This window comes from Mesorhizobium sp. B1-1-5, assembly GCF_006443065.1.
Taxonomy (GTDB): domain Bacteria; phylum Pseudomonadota; class Alphaproteobacteria; order Rhizobiales; family Rhizobiaceae; genus Mesorhizobium.
In genome coordinates this window covers 42,971-62,328 of sequence record NZ_VFWS01000011.1, presented here as the reverse complement: position 1 = coordinate 62,328, position 19,358 = coordinate 42,971, and the positions used below count along the sequence as shown (strand labels likewise).

16 protein-coding genes are annotated in these 19,358 nt (G+C 65.6%); all 16 read right to left on the bottom strand.

Going from position 1 to position 19,358, the window contains the following annotated elements:
• Positions 1-5 precede the first annotated feature (5 nt).
• The gene (locus tag FJ980_RS35285; RefSeq protein WP_246676330.1) at positions 6-926 is read right to left on the bottom strand and encodes a DUF4150 domain-containing protein; all 921 of its coding nucleotides are present in this window, start codon (positions 924-926) and stop codon (positions 6-8) included.
• The gene (locus FJ980_RS06715; RefSeq protein WP_140542142.1) at positions 926-1,948 is read right to left on the bottom strand and encodes a beta-ketoacyl synthase N-terminal-like domain-containing protein; all 1,023 of its coding nucleotides are present in this window, start codon (positions 1,946-1,948) and stop codon (positions 926-928) included. Before FJ980_RS06715 ends, FJ980_RS35285 begins: the two co-directional genes overlap by 1 nt.
• Complete coding sequence (locus tag FJ980_RS06710; RefSeq protein WP_140542141.1) at positions 1,945-3,048, bottom strand: DUF2169 domain-containing protein; 1,104 nt, start codon at positions 3,046-3,048, stop codon at positions 1,945-1,947. Before FJ980_RS06710 ends, FJ980_RS06715 begins: the two co-directional genes overlap by 4 nt.
• On the bottom strand, positions 3,048-3,590 hold the full coding sequence (gene tagF, locus FJ980_RS06705; protein ID WP_181181125.1) for a type VI secretion system-associated protein TagF: 543 nt from the start codon (positions 3,588-3,590) through the stop codon (positions 3,048-3,050). Before tagF ends, FJ980_RS06710 begins: the two co-directional genes overlap by 1 nt.
• Complete coding sequence (gene tssM / locus FJ980_RS06700) at positions 3,572-7,111, bottom strand: type VI secretion system membrane subunit TssM (protein WP_140542140.1); 3,540 nt, start codon at positions 7,109-7,111, stop codon at positions 3,572-3,574. Before tssM ends, tagF begins: the two co-directional genes overlap by 19 nt.
• A 1-nt stretch (position 7,112) precedes the next feature.
• On the bottom strand, positions 7,113-8,438 hold the full coding sequence (gene icmH / locus FJ980_RS06695; protein WP_140542139.1) for a type IVB secretion system protein IcmH/DotU: 1,326 nt from the start codon (positions 8,436-8,438) through the stop codon (positions 7,113-7,115).
• Positions 8,439-8,442: 4 nt separating this feature from the next.
• On the bottom strand, positions 8,443-9,777 hold the full coding sequence (gene tssK, locus FJ980_RS06690; protein ID WP_140542138.1) for a type VI secretion system baseplate subunit TssK: 1,335 nt from the start codon (positions 9,775-9,777) through the stop codon (positions 8,443-8,445).
• Between the two features lie 35 nt (positions 9,778-9,812).
• Positions 9,813-10,265: a type VI secretion system lipoprotein TssJ gene (tssJ, locus tag FJ980_RS06685; protein WP_140542137.1), complete on the bottom strand. Its 453-nt coding sequence runs from the start codon at positions 10,263-10,265 to the stop codon at positions 9,813-9,815.
• A 4-nt stretch (positions 10,266-10,269) separates the two neighbouring features.
• Positions 10,270-11,709: a type VI secretion system-associated FHA domain protein TagH gene (gene tagH, locus FJ980_RS06680; protein ID WP_140542136.1), complete on the bottom strand. Its 1,440-nt coding sequence runs from the start codon at positions 11,707-11,709 to the stop codon at positions 10,270-10,272.
• Entirely contained in the window at positions 11,709-12,773 is a 1,065-nt protein-coding gene (tssG, locus tag FJ980_RS06675; RefSeq protein ID WP_140542135.1) for a type VI secretion system baseplate subunit TssG, read from the bottom strand. Before tssG ends, tagH begins: the two co-directional genes overlap by 1 nt.
• Positions 12,737-14,611 carry a type VI secretion system baseplate subunit TssF gene (gene tssF / locus FJ980_RS06670; protein ID WP_140542134.1) on the bottom strand — a complete coding sequence of 625 codons (1,875 nt, stop codon included), beginning with the start codon at positions 14,609-14,611 and terminating at the stop codon, positions 12,737-12,739. The genes tssG and tssF overlap by 37 nt, the downstream gene beginning before the upstream one ends.
• Position 14,612: 1 nt before the next feature.
• Complete coding sequence (gene tssE, locus FJ980_RS06665; protein ID WP_140542133.1) at positions 14,613-15,365, bottom strand: type VI secretion system baseplate subunit TssE; 753 nt, start codon at positions 15,363-15,365, stop codon at positions 14,613-14,615.
• Positions 15,352-15,801, bottom strand: coding sequence for an Hcp family type VI secretion system effector (locus tag FJ980_RS06660; protein WP_164772067.1), 450 nt, complete (start codon positions 15,799-15,801; stop codon positions 15,352-15,354). The genes tssE and FJ980_RS06660 overlap by 14 nt, the downstream gene beginning before the upstream one ends.
• Positions 15,802-15,873: 72 nt before the next feature.
• A complete protein-coding gene (gene tssC / locus FJ980_RS06655) occupies positions 15,874-17,379 on the bottom strand; it encodes a type VI secretion system contractile sheath large subunit (protein WP_140542131.1) in 1,506 nt (501 codons plus the stop codon).
• A gap of 3 nt (positions 17,380-17,382) precedes the next feature.
• The gene (tssB, locus tag FJ980_RS06650) at positions 17,383-17,919 is read right to left on the bottom strand and encodes a type VI secretion system contractile sheath small subunit (RefSeq protein ID WP_140542130.1); all 537 of its coding nucleotides are present in this window, start codon (positions 17,917-17,919) and stop codon (positions 17,383-17,385) included.
• Between the two features lie 6 nt (positions 17,920-17,925).
• On the bottom strand, positions 17,926-19,101 hold the full coding sequence (tssA, locus tag FJ980_RS06645; protein WP_140542129.1) for a type VI secretion system protein TssA: 1,176 nt from the start codon (positions 19,099-19,101) through the stop codon (positions 17,926-17,928).
• Positions 19,102-19,358 lie beyond the last annotated feature (257 nt).

Below are 19,358 nucleotides of genomic sequence, written 5' to 3'. Positions count from 1 at the left end.
ACCTATCACGCGGTAATGATGTCGGTTATCTGATTCAGTGTTCGATCCGCACGTGCATCGGCGAGATCTCCACCGTTACACAGCTCATGGTCGGGACCAAGATGCTCGGGCTCTCCGACATATTGCGGGTCGTTGTTCTGGATTCCCTCGATGGCGGCCTTCATGTTTGTGTCACGATCCTTCTCTTTGCGAGAATTGGCGAAGTCGATGTCGTCCAAATCACATCCAGCCATATTGAAGGCATCGATCGCTGCGCGCACTTCGATCAGCTTGTCGTCCAAGTTCTGTTGATGGGTTTGCCACCCTTCCGATCCAGGCGCCATCTGGCCGCATCTTTGCTCGGCGAGCATAAACAGATAGCCATGCGCCCCGCCCTTTTTCTTCGGGGCGTTCCTCTTGTCCGACGAGGCATTTTCGACGCGTTTGTTGCGCGTCAACTGAAGCTCGATCGCCGTTGCCAACTCTTCACAGTTGGCCTCTCCGCCGCCCCCGCCGCCCCCGCCGACCAGCGCGCCGTTGCCGTCATTCGGCTGTGGGGACGCGTGGTTCACGGTGGCGCGATCAGTGTTGCGAGGCACCGGCTCACCCTGTGCCTTGACGTTGCTCGACCAGGCTGCGGCATAAGCCTTACCTGTATTTGTCGAGGTGATGATGCCCTTCTTGGCCGCGCACCCTGCCTCGGTCCCCGTCGTCTTCGTGTAGTAGGAAAGGTTCTTCTGCGCGATCGTTTTGCCGCCGATCTTGACGGTGCTCGTGCCGTTGTCGGTATCGGAATCCATTCCGAATGTCGGATAGGGAATTGGCACTCCCGGCGGCGTTGCCGGGTTTTCAGGTGGCGTGAAGCAGGTATCGGGAAACGCCGCGATAATCTTGTTGTCTTGTGCCTTGGCGGAAATCTCCAGCCCGTTGGCGTAAACCGAGCCCATCAGGCCGCCCTCTTGGCGAAGATCGCGGCTCCGCAGACGCCGTTGTCGGAGGACGATTCGATCAGCACTGGATTTCCGGCCGCATAGCCTTTCTGTGCTGCCGTCCATGCCATGCCGACCATAAGGGGGGTCGCCGCTGCCCCGACATTGCCGACGAACTCATTGGGCGACCAAAGATCCTGGAAGCCGTGGTCGCCGCGCAGTAGGCGGATGGATGCCAGGGTCGACTGCGAGAACCAGTATTGCTCGCCGATCAGATCGGCGATCCGGTAGCCGATCTGGTTCATCCCGATGCGTGCCTGTGCGAGGGCGGTGCCGTAGGCCTGGACCATGCCGTCGCCGCGCAGTGGTATATCCTGATGGTTCAGAATCGAACCTTCCTCGCGTGCCAAGCCGACACCCATCAGGTGGAAGTTGCCCCCGGCGCTCGGCCCGCATAGAAATGCTGCTGCCGCTTCGCCCGGAATGAAGCCGTTCGAGTTACCCGCAATCAACAGTCGCTTCTGTTTGAGATAATGCGCGATGCTGCGGCTGCCCAGAAAACTGTCCACTCCGGCGACCAGGACGTAGCGTGCGCTTCGCTCTTCGATCATTTTGCGCGCATGCTCCAGCGCCACATGCCCGGACGGTCTGCCATGCGCGATAATGCGGCTGCTGGCGTGCAGTTCGATCTCCGCAATTTTGGCGACCTGCCACAGCAGCTCTGAATCGTTCACAATGGGGCGGGCCGGCCGATCCTCCTCGGCGGTGCACAGAAGCAAGGCGACTTGACCGCGTGCCTGCGGCACCGCATCCAGGGCTTCGCAAATGGCGGCCGCGGCGATGTGGGCAAGGCGCTTCTCGCCCTGCCATTTGCGTGGCAACGGCACCGGCGCACCGATCAGCCATTCCCCGCCTGGGGCGACAAAATCCGTCTCTTGAAAACCGTCGATCTTGCCTCGCATGGCAGCGCAGGCGGCGGCGGAGCTCAAGCCGACAGCCGTGACCATTCCGACGGAAAGAATATCTACGCCCGCGGTCATGATGCGATGCGATCCCGATCGCGCGGCAACGGTTCTGCTCGAACGTAGCGTTTGCCCCTATCGCGGGCCAGAAGCATGCCGCGCGTCGGCGGGCCCAGCCAGCATTCGCTGAAATCCAACAAACTGGTCTGGATGCGCTGTGCCGATCGCCAGACCATCGAAAACCGCCGTGCCTCAGGGTCAAGAAGGATGGCGTCGGGGCTGAGATCGGCTTCAACAGCAGTTCGTCTTCCCTTGAACAGGCACATGGGCAGGGACGTCGGCGGCAGCCGAAAGCTCACGCGCCCTTCCTGCGTCATATTTACCAGCACAACTTCCTCACCTCCACGTGGCGGATCGATCTGTTGGTCGGGTGGCGCCATCTGGAAATAGCGCTCGTCGAAGTCCTGCGGCAGGAAGGGAAAGACGTTGTCGGCCCAGTTCTGATCGTAGGTGCCACCATACTCTACCCGTCCGGGCCAGCCGCGGCCTATTGGTCCGAAGCTCATCGGCTTGTAGTCGCCGAAGGGTGAGCGGATTTCCTCGCCAATGGCTTGTGTGTTTGGCAGCCGCAGGCCGGGAATCAGGCGTTGATTTCTGGTTCGCGACCAGCCGGTGCCGACGGGGTTGTATTTGTAGCTGGCGGGTAGTTTGTCCTCCGGGTCCAGCCTGTCGACACCTCCCCATGCCACATCGTAAGAGATCGTCAGTTTCAGGAAGGGTTGCGGCGCGGTCGCGGTGAACACCGGTCCGATGGCGCGCCACTCGCGATGTCCGACTACCTCGAACCGCTTCGACCAGTTGCCGATCTTGATGCCGACCGGCACGCGCTCCACCGGGCGCCCTCCTGGCGCATAGGCGCAGCCATTGGCGACCACGTCGCAGCGCGACTTGCGGAACGCGAAGTCAGTCTCCCACAATGTTGCCGAATAGCCGGGAACGCCTGTTTGCGTGTCGGCCATGACAAGTGGAATCTGCTCGCGCGATTTCTGCACCAGCCCGCCAGGCTTCGTTGGGAAATCGAAAGTGCCTTTCACCACCACCACGATCCAGTCATGACCGGCTTTGTCCGTGGCGATGGTGAACTCGTGCGGATAGCCCGTCTGGTTCCAGATCTGCATCAGCTGGTCTCCCAGCTCGCGGTGAAGATCTGCTCCAGCGTCGGGTGCGGCGCTAGCTGATCGACATCGAAAATATCCGTATGCGCTGTCCACGCCACGAGGTGGTCGATGACATCGCTCCCACCGTCGACAAGCGGAACGGGCAGGGCGGCCAGAGCCGTGTCGAGCTCGTCGGGCGTCATCTCGCCCCGTTGCGCGGCGAGCGCGGCGGTCTCGATGCCGTCGAACCATCTCTCCGCATAGGCCAGCTTCAGCCGTGCCTCGGATAGCTGGGCGACCACACTGAGCGGGAACTGCCTGCCGACCCGGTCCGCGCTCTTCAGGACGATGCCGGCGCAGGCGCCGAACGAAGCGGGACCGGCCAGGAAGCGCAAGGCCGTGCTTGCCGGCCAGACCTCCAGCTCAAGCAACGGCACGATATGTTGCGCCAGCCAGCGGTCCCACACGCGCACGAAATCGCCCGGCAGCCTGCGCGTGACGAAATCGCCGGCGGCGGGCATCTTGCCGTAGAAGCCGGGCAGGATCAGATCTGCGGCGGACATGTGAACTTCTTGAACATTTCTAGCGTGTAGGGGTTCTCGACGCTGGCCGCCTTGAGCTCGAAATCGGCCCACATCCCCTTGGTGCCGAGCCGCAAGCTATAGACGTCGGTGAGCTTGGTCGCGTTGAAGCGGCCGCCGCGCAGCATTCTCAGCCACGCCCAGCTGCCGGTTTCGTTGAGCATTATCTCAGGCGAGCCGTCAACGGGCTGGAAAGCCAGCGAGATCACGCCGGTGCCGTCCTTGCCGGGCCATGTCATAGGCTGCGGCCTGGTTGCGTTGTTGTAGTAGACGAGGTTCTGGCCATCGAGGTTGAGCGTCACCCGCGCCACGTTGGGCGACAGGTCCTTCGGTTCCAGCGTAAAATTCATCACCGGTCCGGTGCCGCCGGGGAAGAGATCGTCGCGAATGTGGCGCGCCTGCTCGAACGCGGCGAGCGCCGCCGGATCGAGACCGAAATCGGCGCGCCATTTCCATGGCTGGCTGGCGGTGTCGACATAGTTGATCAGATGGTCGTTGGTGAAGGCGTCGATCAGCCCGGTCGGCCCGAACAGGCGCTGGAAGTCGCGCACATTGACGTCGACCGCGCTGTCGGGGCTGAACGGATAGCGGTTGTTGAGCGCGGCCTGGCAGAAGGGCAGGATGTCGGCGCGCCAGATTGCGTTGAGCTCGTTGGTGACGGCTTTCTGCGACAGGCCGCTTGTGTCGCCGGCAATTCCGCCCAGCCAGTCGTTGATCGGCGAAGGCAGGATCTGCGCCTGCCTGGCGACGGCGCCGGTCAGTTCGGCAAGCCCGCCCTGCTTCTTGATGGCGTCCTGCGGATTGGGGTTGGCGGTGACCGTCTGCAGCACGTTGGACAACGCCGTCAGCGCCACGATGGCGGCGTCGAGCGCCGGCGGCTGGCCGTCGACCTGCGCGATCGTGCCCTTGAGCGGCTTGAAATGCTCGGCCACCAGGCTGCCGGTCATGTCGACCTGGTCGGCCGAGCCCGCGCGGGGCAGCAATTTCGCGCCCGTCTTTACCACTTTGCCCAATTTGCCGAGCTTGCTGAGCAGCTTCGAGCCGGTCTTGGCGGCGCCGCTCTTGTCGTCGGCCGCCGCCTCGTCGGAGCGGGTCAGGTCCGTCTCCTGCACCACCGCCGTCAACAGGCGCTTCAACGCGGAGTCGGCGCTGGACAGGTCCTTGAGGTTCTCGCTGGCGACGTTGAGGTCGGTCAGCGGCGCCAGCCGCATGTCGCGCAGGAAACTATCCCACTGCGCGATATAGTCGTCGTAATAGAGCTTCAGGATGTCCTCGGAGAGGGCCGAGACCGAGGTCTCCGAATTCTCCGAACAGCCGCCGGCAAACACGGCGCGGTCGAGCGCGGCCTGTCCGGCGACATCCTCCACCCGGTCGAGGATCGCGTCGTGGAAGCCGGCATAGGTATAGGGACCCGGAACGCCGACACGCAGCGTCTTGTCGGAGCGGCGCGCAAACACCTTGGCGCCGTTCGGTCCGGCGAAATTGGCCGGCACCCATTCCTTGACGGCTGCCACTTCCGGGTCGGCCAGAAGCTGCTTGTAGGCGCGCTCCGGCAGCGAGATCGTGCACACCGTCTTCAGCGCCTCGGCGACCAGCTCCTTGTCCGGCGCGATGTAGCTGTCGTCGACGGCCATGCGGCGGATCGCGGCAAGCTGGTGCTCTTCGGCGTCCGCGGTCGGGAAGGGCGCGGCCGGCGCGAATTGCGGCAGGCTGTTCACCCACCAGTTCTGCACGAAATCGGTGTCCATCTGCGACAGGCCGGTCATCATCCGGTAGGTCTTCAGCGCGCCGAGCATGAAGTCCGGATCGCGGATCTGCCGCCACATCGTGGCCTCGAGCAGCGCGACCATATGGGGCTCCAGCACGTTTCGCAGCGCATGGTCGTAGGTATCGGTCTGCGCGCGCACCAGCTCGGCCGAGGCGGTCGGGCCGAGCAGATTATGGACGGCATCCGGCGGCGCCGTGCGGGCCGTGCCCACCGCGTCCATCGCCGCCAACGCACCGTCCATGGTCGGCTGCTCGACCGCGGCCGGCATGGCGGCGACGTCCGTGAGCGGCGCCTGCAGCGCCTCGAATTGGCCGGCCTGTTCGGCGATCGCATTGCGGTTGTCGAGATAGGACCAGGTGAACAGTCCGCCGGCGAGCAGGGCTGCGAGCGCACAGGCGGCGGCGGCTCCGCGCCAGATCCAGGCGCGGCGGCGCTGCGCCAGCGGATCGAATGTGCCGAGGCCGCCTTCCTTGAAGATCACTTCGGTGAGCAGATTCCTGAGGAAGAAGCTGCGCTTCTCGACGCGCGCCGCCGGCATGGCGCGACGCGGCGGCAGTCCGAAGGATGAGGACAGCGCCGCCGTCAGCCGGTCGATCGGCGCGCCTTCCTGCGTCGCCGAGGTCAGATAGAGGCCGCGCAGCCAGGCGGCTTCCTCATAGCGGCTCTCGCCGAACATCGCCTCGACCAGCACCTGGATCGGCTCGGACAGGCTGGCAAGCTGCGCCGGGAAGCGGAAGATCTCGGCGCGCTGGCCGAGCTTGTCCTCGTCTTCCAGCCGCGGCACCAGCCGCCGCTCCAGCTCGGCGGCAAGCCTGGCGAGTTCCGTCTGGATCGTGCCGGCACTGACGCGGGCGTCGAGCGGAAAAGTGGTTCCCCACACCTGCTCGCGCGCATTAGTCGACAAGCCGCCGAAGAACGCTTCGAACCCTTTGATCAGATCGGCCTTGGTCAGCATCAGGTAGACAGGCAGGCGGATCTCCAGCCGGTCGTTAAGCTCCGCAAGCCGGCGGCGGATCTTCCTGCCATGCGCCTTGATCGCGTCGTCGCCCTCCGACAGCGCGTCGATCGACAGTGCGACGATCACCCCGTTGAGCGCGCGGCGGCCCCGATGTTTCTTCAGGAGGTCGAGGAAGCCCAGCCACTCCGCCGCGTCGACATCCGGCTGGCTTTCCTGCTGGACGTAGCGGCCCGCTGTGTCGATCAGCACCGCGTTCTCGGAGAAGAACCAGTCGCAATTGCGCGTGCCGCCGACGCCCTGCAGGTCGTCCGTGAGGTCGATCGGGAAATTGAGGCCGGACTGGCGCAATGCCGTGGTCTTGCCGGTGGCCGGCGGGCCGACGATCACGTACCAGGGCATCTCGCGCAGGAACTTTCTGCCGCCGAGCTTGCGGCGCTTCAGCTCCGCCATCACCTCGCCGAACTTGGCGCCGACGGCGGCCACGCTTTCCTCGCCGGGCGTAAGCTGCTTTTCGGCGACCGGCGCCGCGATCTCGGCGACGAACATGCGGTTGGCGCGGATCGCGCGGCGTTGCGCGACGATCAGCCAGATCAGCCACAGGATGATCAGCCCGGCGATGATGGCGATACGCACATTGTCGGATTCGAACGGCGCGTAAGGGCCGATCTGCACGATCGGGCCGAACACCCAGATCAGCAGCGAAAGCAGCGCGATGCCGATCAGCGTCCAGAGAAAACGCGAGGTGATAACGGCCCAGAGGAAGCGCAGGATGAACATCTCAGAGCCTCTTCTCGACCAGAACCTCGACGCGCCGGTTGAGCGAGCGGCCCTCGCGCGTCGAGTTGTCCGCCACCGGATCGGTTTCGGCGCGGCCCTCGGAAGAGATGCTCTCCTGCGACACGCCGGCTTGCACCAGAAGCTTGGCTATGGTCTCGGCGCGCGCTTCCGACAGACGCTGGTTGCTGGCCAGCGGGTTGGATTTTTGCAGGCGCACATTGTCGGTATGGCCGACGACGGTGATTTTTCCGATCAGCTCCTTGTTGTCCAGGATCACCTTGGCGATCGCTGCGATCAGCGGTTCGTATCCTTCCGTCAGCGTCGGTCGGGAGGACTGGAAGAGCTCGGGATTGGAGGACTGGATGACCAGCTTGGCCAGCGAGACGCTCTCGGTGCCGCTGAGCGCCCCTTTGAGGTTGTCCGGCGCCTCGGCCTTGAATTCCGGCAGCAGCGCGAAATCAACCGGCTGCGGCTCGGGCGCGGGCGCATCCTGCTTGGGCGCCGCGCGGGTGATGTCGCCGCGCGAGGCCGGCGGCAGCGTGCGCACCAGCGCGGAAAGCTCGACCGCCTGGCTGCTCAGGCCCATCGACAGGCCGATATAGGCGGCCGCGGCAACGACGATCGCGGCAAGCGCCATCACCCAGATCGGAACGATGAAGCGCTGCGGCTCGTCGGAGGCGATCACGCCTCTCCAGTTCGGCGACAGCGGCGCGTCCTCGGCGTCCGCGTTGCGTAGAAAGCGCGCCGCCGCCACGCGCACGGCGTTGAGCGAACGGTCGCCGGCGCGGCCGGGCACGCGGTATTTGCCGCGGAAGCCGAGCGCCAGGCAGTAATATTGCAGCTCCAGCATCTCGCGGTCGCGGTTGGGATGCCGCTCCAGCTCGTCGAGGCGGGTGAAGAACTGGGTGCCGGCATCGACGTCGCCGCGCAGCATGACCACAAGCGGCTGGCGCGGCCAGGCGCTGGCGCCGCCCCATGGGGTGTTGAGCGCGAGATCGTCGAGCAGCGCCGCCACCGCCCAGGCCGCCTGGTCGGCGCGCTCCAGCGATGAGCCCGCGGCAACAGCGGCATCGCGGGCCCGCACCAGCTCGTCGAGCAGGCGCGTGCGCATGACTTCCGGGTTCTCCGGCGCCAGCGCGCTTTCGAGTTCCGGCGCGAATTCGAGCAGCGGCGCGAAGATGTTGATCAGCGTGTTGGGATGGGCGCGCGCCCGTTTGACCGGCGCGCCGGGCGCCAGCGGCGCCATCGGCCGGGGCGCGGCACCGGTCAGGCGGATGCGGGTGCGCTCGCGATCCTCCGACAGTCCGAAAGGATCATCCCGGCTCATGACCTCACCTGTTCACCGAATAGCAGTCGACCTGCGGCTCGCTCGGCAGGACACCGGAAACGCCGATGACGAAGCCGGGCGCGTCGAGTAGCGAGGCCCAATGCTCGCTCTTCTGGTCGAGCTCCAGGCACAGCCTGTCGCCGTCATACGGGATCTCGCGCGGCTGCGAATGGAGCGGTTTCAGCGGAATGCCGGGCAGGCGCGACTTCCACAGCCCTTCGAACTGGTCGGCGGAGCCGACTGTCGCCTGGTTGACGAAGATCTTGCGCAGTGCATCTTCCGAAAGCTCGGAGCCGACGCGGATGACGATGCGGCTGGCGACCAAAAGCTTCGGGTTGTCGATGCGCACCTTCCAGACATTGGTCGCGTGCCGCATGACCGGCAGCGCGCGCGATTTCGGCTCGATGTAGCGCAGGCTGAGGATGAGCGAACGCAAGGCGTCCGCCAGCGCCATATAGGCCGGGCCGGGCGCCATGTGGTCGTAGGCCGGCAATTCGCCGAGCCGCCGCGAGCTCGAGCCGTAGGTCGCCATCTCGCCGGCGAGGCCGGCAAGCTCGAGATAGAGCTCGGCCGGATGGAAGACATCCTGCGCCAGCATATGCGCAAGGCGCGGCCGCGCGGCATTGGCGAGGTGCAGCATCAGCAAATCTTCGACGCTGCGGCCGGCGCCGCCCATCACCATCTTGCCATGCGCCTCGGCGATCTGGTCGAGGCCGGTGACGACCTCCTGCAGCAATTGCCGGTACCAGTGGACCGCGCCGGTGATCAGCGTCGGCGGCAAAAAGGCCTGGTCGAGCGAGACGCCGCCGTCCGCGCGCACGCCTTTGATGTCGGCGACCGGCAGCGCCGTGTAGCCGCCGACCGATTTGCCAGGCGCCAGCAGCACGGCTTGCGGCCGGGCGACTTCGATCTCCTCCGGATCGGCGCCGCCCTGCACGGCATCGCGCACCGCAACGATCTTGCCGTGGTAGCGCGCGCCCGTCGACGCGGCATGCGCCGGATCGAAGCCGACGCCGCCGGGCGGCTCCAGTGGCAACGCCACCAGCACCGACCCGGCGCCGGTGTCGGCGGTGACCGGCAGCGGCTTCGGCGCGTCCATCAGCTCCGGGATGGAGAAGGGCGTACCGTCCGGGAAGATGCCCCGGGCGGACACGATCGACACCTGGCCGGCATCGAGCAGCGACTGGTCGAGCGTCAGCTGCTGGAAGCCGAACGTATGGAGCTGGCCGGCCTGCAAGGCGCCGCGCACCATCCCCTCGAAAAACCGGTCCTGCTGCTGGAAATGCTGGGTCCTGAGAAACAGGCCCTCTGACCACAGCACCCTGTTTGCGTCGCTCATGCCACTGCTCTCTGCACTGCCTTGTCGTCAGTCTGCTAGGCGGAAATGCCGCCCTTGCCGAGGCTGACGTTGATGGTGAATTTCGACCCCGGCGATACCGACTTGGTCGTGCGCCAATTGCGTCCGCCGGGTTCGCGGATCAGCGCGACGAAGCCGAGCGCCGTCGCGTTCGGTTCGACCGTGATGGTCTTGGCCGCCGTCTTGCCGGGAGCGACCGAGATCGCGTCCGAACCGATGAGGTCGGCGCCCAGCGCCGAGCCGGCATCGCCCTGCAGCGCGAAATAATCGGCGGAGTTGAACTTGCCGGTGCTGGCAAGCCGCATCACCAGCACGGTCACCGGCCTGTCGCCGCCGCCCGGTCCCGGATTCATGCCGGCGCCACCGGTCACGTTGACCGAGATGACCGATGCTTTCGGCGGGCCGCTCTGGCAAGCCGCAAGCAGCCCCGCCGCGCCGATGGCGACGATGAATCCACGTCTGTCGATCATGTCCCTACTCCTCTTCATATGCATCCCTGAAATCTGCGCCGATCTCGCCCAGGAAGCTCGATTCCGCGCTCTGGGCGATGTCGCGGTGGCGTTTCTGGTAAAGCTCCCACAGCTTGGCATTGCGCCCGCCGGCGAGCAGATTGCCGATCGCGGAACTGGACTTGAGCTCTTCCTCGATCGCGGCCGGATCGAAGCGGTCGATCATGCGCCGCAGCGCCGCCTGCACGCCGCGCCAGGCGCGCACGTGGTGCTGCGCGAGGTCCTTCACCGCGTCGCCGATCGCCGCCTCGCCGGAGAGGAAGCCGGGGCTGCGTTCCGCGATGATGGTCACGATGACGTCTTCGACCGTCGGCAGGAACTTCAGCGGGTTGACCTCGGAGGCGCCGACCATGGTCTGGGCGACACGCGCGCTGCCCTTTTCCTCGGCGCGCTTGCGCAGGAGCTGCATCAGGCCGTCGAGCATCAGCCTGTATTCGCGCCCGAACTTCTCCATTTCGGCGATCGCGTCGCGTCCGGGAAAGTCGGCCTCCTCGACGCCGATGCCGCGCAGGAACGCGGCGCGCAACGCCATGTCGCTGGGCGCCGGTTGCGTCGGACGCGACGGTTTGGAAGCGGGACGCGGCGGCGCAGCGGGTTCGGCCCGCACCGGCGTCTCCCATGGGCGGGCGGCCTGCGGCTTCTCGGCGGCCTTTTCGACGCGGCCAGCTGGATCGGCGCTGTTGCCGGAAGCGGGCATCGCGGCTGGCCCGAAGCTGAAATCGTCGAAGCCGGACGGTTTCGCCGCGGGTTCGGGCATATCGCTGCGCAACGGCATGTTGCCGAAGCCGAACGGATCCGACCGGCCGACGGCGGGCTCCTCGTCCGAGGCCGGCGTCGCAACCGGATCGAGGCTGAACGGGTCGTCGAAGGCGGGCGAGCTGCGCTGGTTCGAGGCGCGATCGTAGGCTCCGGGCACAGGCTGCTCGAACGGATCCGGCAGCCCGGCCGGGCGCGGCCGCAGCGGCTCCTCCTCGACCTTGGCCGAGAAGAAATCGTCGCCGCCGATGCTGGCTGGCGTCCGCGATTGTGGCGACCATGCCGGCGCGGCGTTGGCGATCGGCGCCTGACCGATCGACGTGTGGCCGGCGCTGGGTTGAACCTCGACATGGAGCACATAGTCGCCCATGCGCAGCCGCATGCCGCTTTGCAGGCGCGTCGACCTGCCGGTGCCGAGCGGGCTGTCGGAATCGTCGATGAACAATCCGCTGCTCGACGTGTCGGTGACGTAATAGCCGTCGCGGCCGCCGCTGATCTTGCAATGCGCGCGCGAGACGAACATGTCCGGATCGTCGATCTGCCAACCGGCATCGGCGCTGCGGCCGATCACCAGTTCGCCCTCGTCGAGCCGGGCCTGCCTGACCGCCTGCGAGCGCGGGCCTTGTTCCAGGGTCAGCAGCAGGCTCATCAGGCTGCCTCCGCCATGTCCGGCCGCCAGCCGACGATGGTGCGCAGCCTGAGATCGTCGGCGTCGCCCTTTTCGGCGGGACGCGAAAGCCAGGAGGTCCGGCCGAGCTGGATGGTTCCCATCTTCGGCGAAGGCACGGCGTCGCGCGCGAGCACGATGCGCAGATCGACGTCGAGCGCTTCGCCGATCATGTCGCGCACCGCCTTCTTGAACAGGCCAAGGCGCCGTTCTCCGGGCAGGAACGACTTGAAATCGTCGAGGCTCAGCGGGCCGACACGCAATTCGATCCGGCTCTGCCGGCTGAAGACGCGCGGGCCGATCGTCGCTCCGCCGCCGAGCGCGGCATAGGCCTTGCCGACGCGGCTCTGCAGCGCCGCGGGAATCGTGATCCAGGCGGCGACGAATTCCTTTATCTCAACCGGCACCTTGAAGGCCGTGGCGAGAAAAAGCGCCAGCCGCTCCGCGCCGTCGACCTGGTTGGCCAGCGACCCGGCCTGGCGCAGCCGCACCGTATCGAGCTCGGGATCCTGCGTGCCGGGAAGGCCGATCCCGGCCATGGCCTCCAGCATGGCGCGCACGCGCCCGCCGACCGAACGTTCGACCTGCACCGCCGGATGCGCATCGGCCCATGCGCGGTAGTAGAGCGCAATCATGCGATGCTGCAGGATGTTGACGAAGTCGACGAAGGTCGTGTCGCTGGTCTGCTGGGCGTCGGCGCCGGTGAACCAGCGCTGCGACAGCCGGTCGAGCACCCAGCGCGTCAGATGCAGCGGCATCGGTCCTTCCGGCCCGAGCAGGCCGAGATTGGCGATCGTCACCCGCGCCGGAGCCTTTTCGCCAGCATCCTGGAATTTGATCACGTCCCTGGCCGAGAAGCTCAGCCGCACATGCTGGCCGAGCCTTGCCGGCTCGCGGTCGGCGGTTCCGGAATGCCCGAACAGTCCGCGCCGCTGCTCCAGGCGGCGCAGCAGCTCGAAGAAGTCGAAGCTCTCCGACAGCGCCTCGGTCTCGGCTGGGGCCGGCTGCGCTAGATCAGGTAGCGATTGCCGGGCGTCATCGGCCATGGCACATCCTCCTGCTTCTGCAGCAGCCGCGTACGCGTCCGCACGAAACCGTTTATCCCGGCATGGCGGGCAAACAGCCGCGCCAGCAGGGCCGAAAGCAGCAGCGTGCTTTGCCCCGCCAGCACCGACTGGTCGACATGCAGCGTGACTTCGGTGCCGCGGCCGAAACACATCGGTCCGTCGATCTTGAGCCGCTCGATCACCGGCCGCGAGTCGATGCGGGTGATAGAATGCACGTTGCGGGCAAGGCTAGGATCGCCGCGATCGGCATAGAGGTCGAGCAAGGCATGCAGCGGATCGACGCCGCGGCCTTCCTTGGCGAGACTCAGGAAATTGAGCGAGAGCTGCGCCACCAGCCGCCAGGCGAGATTGTCGGCGCGGGATTCGCCTTCGGCGCCGGCCGGCAGCGCTGCCGGGATCGCCGGCTGCGGCGGCCGCAGCGCGCCGAGCAGGCGCACCGCTTCCACCGGGTCGGCGGTCTCCAGCGTCAGCGACGGCGTATCGTCCAGGATCGGCAGGTCGCGGTTGGTGCAGAGCGCCATCACGTCGAGCCGCTTGAGCGCCCGGTTGGGTTGGCTGCCGGCCGGCCGCGAGATGGCGAGGAAGACGTCGTCGCCGGTGTAGGAGGTGCGGGTCAGGCCGTCGCGCCGCTCATCCTCCGTGGCCCGTCGCGGGCGCCGCTCGGTCGAATAGACCCAGCCGCTGCCGCGGTTCTGCCCCAGGCTGAACAATTCAGGAATGATTGCCTCGCTGCCTTCCGCGTCGGCGTCCTCAACCCGCGTTACCCGGAATATCTCGAAGTCGCGCGCCCGCGTGCGGTCGGCGTGCAGCACCTGGCGCGTCCGCCGCGGATCGATCTCGATGACGTTGCACTCGCGTTCGAACAGATTGATGATCGGCGTCGCGAACAGCTCGAAATCGGCCACTGCCACATCGGCGAGTTCCGGCACCGGACGTCGGAACAGGAAGATGATCTCCATTCCCCCGTCGCATTTGCGCACCACCGGCTGAAGGCCGGCGACGCGCACATAGTGGAAGCGCTCGGGGATCATGAAATATTCGCGCAGCAGCCGGTATCCCTCGAAGGTCGGCCGCGTGCGCGGCATCAGCGCTTCATCGTCGTGGATGCCGATCATTTCGGGCTCGGGCAGGGCGGTGAGCGGATTGGTCTTGCCTTCCGGCCGCGCGCCGACGGCCGAACAGGCGCCGAAGATCGCGTCGAAGATGAGCGGCGCCTTGGCGCGCCCGGCGAAATAGAGGTCGAGACGGTCGAGCGACAATTCGCCGAGATTGCTCTTTCCGGTCCGGGTAAGCGCGATGCGGAACGCCGCTTCGCCGCGCACGCCGCCGACCGCCGCGATGCCGGCGGCGGCCAGCGCGCTGCGGTCCTGGAAATAGCTGACCGAATCGATCGCGATCGGCCACAGCGTGACCTCTTGCGCGGTGGTGAAGGTTGAGCGCGTCGAAAGCCCAGGATGCAGGCCGGAAACCAGCCGCGTGCCACGCGCCACGGCATGGCCGGCGATCATCGACTGCACCTGCTGTCCAGGTTTCAGCACGGCCATCGCCGTCGCCGGCGCCGGCGTCACAAGGTCGGGATAGAGCACGTCGAGCACGGCGCGCGAGAAGCGCGAGCGCTCCGCGTCGACCTTGAGCCGCGTGCGTGCCGCCAGGAAGGCCACGCCGTCGAGCAGCCGTTCGACATAGGGATCGGGGCAGGGGACGGTGTCGAGGGAAAGATTGCGGGCCACCGCCGGATGCATGTCGGCGAATTCCGCGGCCAGCGCGCGGATATGGGTCAGTTCCTCTTCGTAATACTCCACGAAGACCCGATCCATCTCAGGTCTCCCGGAATTCGGTTCGCGCCAGGCCGTTGTCGAGATTGATCGTGGTGCGCAGCCGCATGCGTTCCGGCGTCGGCGTCATGATCAGCACCGCGTCGATCTCGATCTTGAGACCGACGGTCTTGTCGCCAAGCGTGACATTCACGGTCGTCGCGCTTTCCCTGAGACGCGGCTCGAAAGTGGCGAGCACCGCGCGGATCTCGCGCGCTAAAGTATCGCGGTCGAAATCCCGCGACGAACGGCCCGAAAAGGACGGCACGCCGTAATTGACGACGCTGCGGCGCACTTCCGGAAAGTCGGCGAGCGGCGGCAATTCGTCCAAAGGCTGTTCATGCTCGGCATCGGAAAGCATCGGGACGGACTCGAAACGCTCGGTGTTGAACAGGGCCTCGATGTCGCGCCGGACCGCTTCCCTGAGCACGCGCGCCGACACCACCACGCCGCGGCTTTCGATCTCGGTGCGGTGCTCGGTCTGGAAGACCAGCCTGTGCAGCCGCCGTTTCTGCTCGGATGTCAACTCGGCATCGGCATCGATGGCGCGCGCGCTGCCGGCAAGAAGAGCCTCGGCGCGCTCGGCGCCGAGTTCTTCGTCCAGCAGGCGGCGCAGCCCGTCGATTTCCGACGTCAGCCCGGGCAGATCGTTGACGAGGCGGTCCCAGAGGGAGGGCTGGACCGCCTCGCGTTTTGCCCGCGAGCTGCCCGCGAGCTGCGCTTTCGAGCCAGGCCGCTTGGCCTCACTTGCCGACATAGACGTCCATTTCGATCTCGTCGTCCTTGTCGTAGACGAACTTGATCTTCTTGTAGGCGAAGCTGACTTCTTCCTCGATCAGGTCCGCCTCGTCGCGGGCCTGCCGCATGTCGTATTCCATGATCGAGGCGTCGGTGAGCGTGACCACCAGATAGTCGCTGGTCTCGCCGTCGATGGTGCGGCGCGCCGAAAACACCACCTCGTCGAGCGCCTTGTTCTCGAACAGCGCCTTCTTCAGGTAGGGCGACGACTTGTCATAATGCTTGAAGAATTTGATCATTCCCATCGACACGCGGCCGCGCCGCGACAGCGAATTGGGGTCGTAAGGCGCGATCATCTTGTAGTCGACGCCATGAATCTCGATTTCGTCTTCATGGCCGTCGCGCTTGCTAGGGCCCTTGATGTCCGGGACTTTCAGGAAGCCGTCGATCTTCATCGAAGGCGCATCGGTTCTTTCTGGCATTGTCTTTCTCCACCGCTACGAAACAAGATGACTTTGCTTGCGATTTCAGCCCTTCACTGACGGCAATTCCGACACCAGCCGGAGCGAGGCATTGATGCCTTCCAGCTGGTAGTGCGGACGCAGGTAGAAACGGGCATTGTAGTAACCGGGCCGGCCCTCGACGCTGTCGACCTGGACCTCGGCCGCAGCGAGCGGGCGCTTGGCGCGCGCCTTGTCGTCGGCGAAGGCTGGATTGGCCAGCACGTACCGGTTGATCCATTCGGTCAACCAGATCTGCATGTCGGTGCGTTCCTTGAACGAGCCGATCTTGTCGCGCGCGATCGCCTTCAGGTAATGCGCGAAGCGCGACACCGGGAAGAGGTAGGGCAGGTTGGCGCTCAGCCGTTCGTTCGACTGGGCGTCGGGGTCGACCAGGCGCCCGGCGCGCGTCTCGTCGTCCTGCAGCGAATGAGCGCCGATGAAGGCCGCCAGGTCGGTATTCTTGCGGTGCAGGATCGGCATCAGGCCGAGCTTGGCCAGTTCCGCCTCGCGCCGGTCGTCGATGGCGACCTCGGTCGGGCATTTCATTGCGATCGAGCCGTCGTCTGTCGGGAAGGCGTGCACCGGCAGGTTGAGCACCGTGCCGCCATTCTCGACGCCGCGGATCTGCGTGCCCCAGCCATAGAGCTTGTGGCTGCGGTTGATGTTGACGCCCATGGGAAAGGCGGCGTTCATCCAGACATATTTGTTGTGGTCGCCGCCCACCTCCTCCTCGAAGGTGAAGCCCTTTACCGGAACGGTTTCGGAGCCGTAGGGCAGGCGCGCCAGCACGCGCGGCATGGTGAGCCCGATATAGCGGGCGTCCTCGCTCTCGCGCAGCGACTGCCACGAGGCATAGGCCGGGTTGTTGACGATCATCTGCAGGTCCTGCGGGTTGGGCAGTTCCTGCCAGCTGTCCATGCGGAACAGCCGCGGCGAGGCGGCGGCGATGAACGGCGTGTGCGCCGAGGCGCAGACGCCGGAGATGTTGCGCAGCAGGCCGACGTCGCGCGGGTGGTTCGAGAACTCGTAGGCGCCGATGATGCAGCCGATCGGCTCGCCGCCCAGCATCGAATACTCGTCCGTGTAGACCTTCTTGAAGATCGGGCTCTGGTCCCACATCTGGCCTTCATAATCCTCGAGCGTGTCGGCCAGCTGCTCCTTGGAGATGTTCATCACCCGGATCTTCAGCTTGGTATCGGTCTCGGTGTTGTTGATCAGGTACCAGAGGCCGCGCCACGTGCCTTCCATCTCGCGCACTTCCGGCGCATGCAGGATCTCGTTGACCTGCGTCGTCAGCATCTTGTCGATGCCGGCGATCAGCGACTTGATCGACTTGATCGCATTGGAAGAGATGGTTGTGGTCTCGGAGCGCGACTGTGCGGCCAAAGCCAGGTTGCGCACCAGTTGCTGCAGCTTCTCGCTGTCGTCCTTCTTGACCTTGAAGTCCTTTTCCAGAAGTCCGCTGAATTCGCCAAGATCTATGGCTTCCGCCTCGGCGGTGGCGGCTGCGGTCTTTTGCTCTTCGGCCATGACTTACTCCTCGCCCTTGCCGTCATCCATCGCCTGGCTGGCGATCTTGCTCAGCAGCGGCTCGTTGTTCAAAAGCTGCGCGATGCGCTTCTCCGCGTCGACCCGGCCGTCCATGAAGCCGAGCAGCTCCTCGAGCTGACGGCGCATCTTCAGGATCTCGGCCAATTGCGGGACCTGCTCGGCGATCTTGTCCGGCGCGAAGTCGCCCATCTTGGAGAAGGTGAGATCGACCATGAGCTCTTCGTCCCGCTCCTGGCCCTCGGCCTGCGGCAGGGTGTTCTTCACCCGCGCCTTCACGCGCGGCCCCATCGCCTCCATGAATTTCGGGAAGCGGTTGGCGTCGGTTTCGACGAAGTTGCGGTCGAGCACCGACTTCGACGCTTCCTTGGTCTGCGAAGCGCCCGCAAGGTCGGCCATCACGGCCATGACGAACGGCAGTTCGATCGTCGTCGGGCTGCCGTACGTTTCGACGTCGTAGGCGATCTGCACGCGCGGCGCGCGGTTTCTTTCGATGACCTTCGCTTTGCTCTCTGCTGGCATGCTTTTCTACCTTTCATCCTTCTGGGCCGGCTTCTTGGGATCGGGAACGCCGGCAAGCAGCCGGAACTCCTTCAGCCCCGACGGGGCGAGATCTTCCATCAGTTCCACGAAATCCATGTGCACCATCCGGCGCACGCGCCGCGCCAGATGCGGAATGGGGCTGGATGGTTCGGTGCGGTCGTAGAAGGCGACCACGAGGTCGAGGCATTTGACGACCTCGTCACGCGAGTTGATCCGGTCCGGCAGACCGGCGCCCGCGTCCACAGGGCTTGCCACACTTGCCATCGTCTCGGCTCCATGACCGTTGCGGGCGGGCATTGCTGGTTCCGCCGCCGCCTGCGGAGCGGCCTTCGCGGCGCCATTCGCCGTGGCGCCGGCACCGGAATTCCGCTCCAGCGTCGTCAGCAAACGCTGCAGGAACTTCTTCAATTCCGGGACCGTGGCGCCATGGCCGTCGATGCGGGCATTGAGCGCGGCGTCCACCGCGTCGAGGGCGGCGATCGCGGCCCGCGCGTCGGCGAGCAGCGACGTCATCACATCCGCTGCTTGATCGATTTGCGCCGCGCATCCGGTCCGCACGCGGTTCAACAGCTGATTGTGGGCGCTCGTCAGCGCCGCCTTTTCGGCGGTCCCAAGGCCGGAGGCTGCTTCCTGGAGCATGACGCGTTCGTCGAGCGCAGCCTGTTCGAGGTCCCGGCCGCTGATCGGTCCGATCGCGCGCGGGGAGAAGAAGGCCATCTGCCTGAGGTTCGCCAGCAAGCCTTCCTGGCCGTTCTGCAGATCGAGCAGCGCGTTGATGCGCCGCAAGGCAGCATCGCGCGGCGGCGCGTTCGCCCGTAATGCCGGATGCATCGTGTCCCAATGCTGGTCGAACGTCTTGGCGATCAACGTCAGGCCCTGGGCGAGGCCGGCCAGCCCTTCCTCGTTGGCCAAGGCCCGCGTGACGATAACCAGCAGGCGCAGGTCCCGGCCGCGGGCGCGCAACTCTTCGGCCCTTTCGAGCACCGCCGCCCAGTCGACCGGACTGGATTGCGAAGTGGGCTTGCTGTTGCCGTCATGGACAACTTTGAGCTGAGGCTCGGCCAGGCGCTCCAGCTCATGAAAGGCCGGGTCGTTGCGCAAGTCCTCTCCCGACGGATTCTCACCGTTCAGAGGATTCAGCCAGAGTGCGAGATCAATCACACCAACCCCCAGCCAGCGGCCCTGAGACCCCTATGTGACGTAACGTTATCACCGGCCTCATGCGACGACAATTGAGCAACTGCGCAAAAACTAACGGAAGCTAAACGCCACCGTTTTTTCTTCGGCCAAACCCATTGCGCGATTGCCGGACCCGGTATGTGAAATGGCTCGCATAGCCTGGAGAGCAATCGTGTTTGTTGGCCACGAGTTTGCAAGGCTTGTGTAACCGGGCGGTGCCGCCCGGATGGATTCAAAAA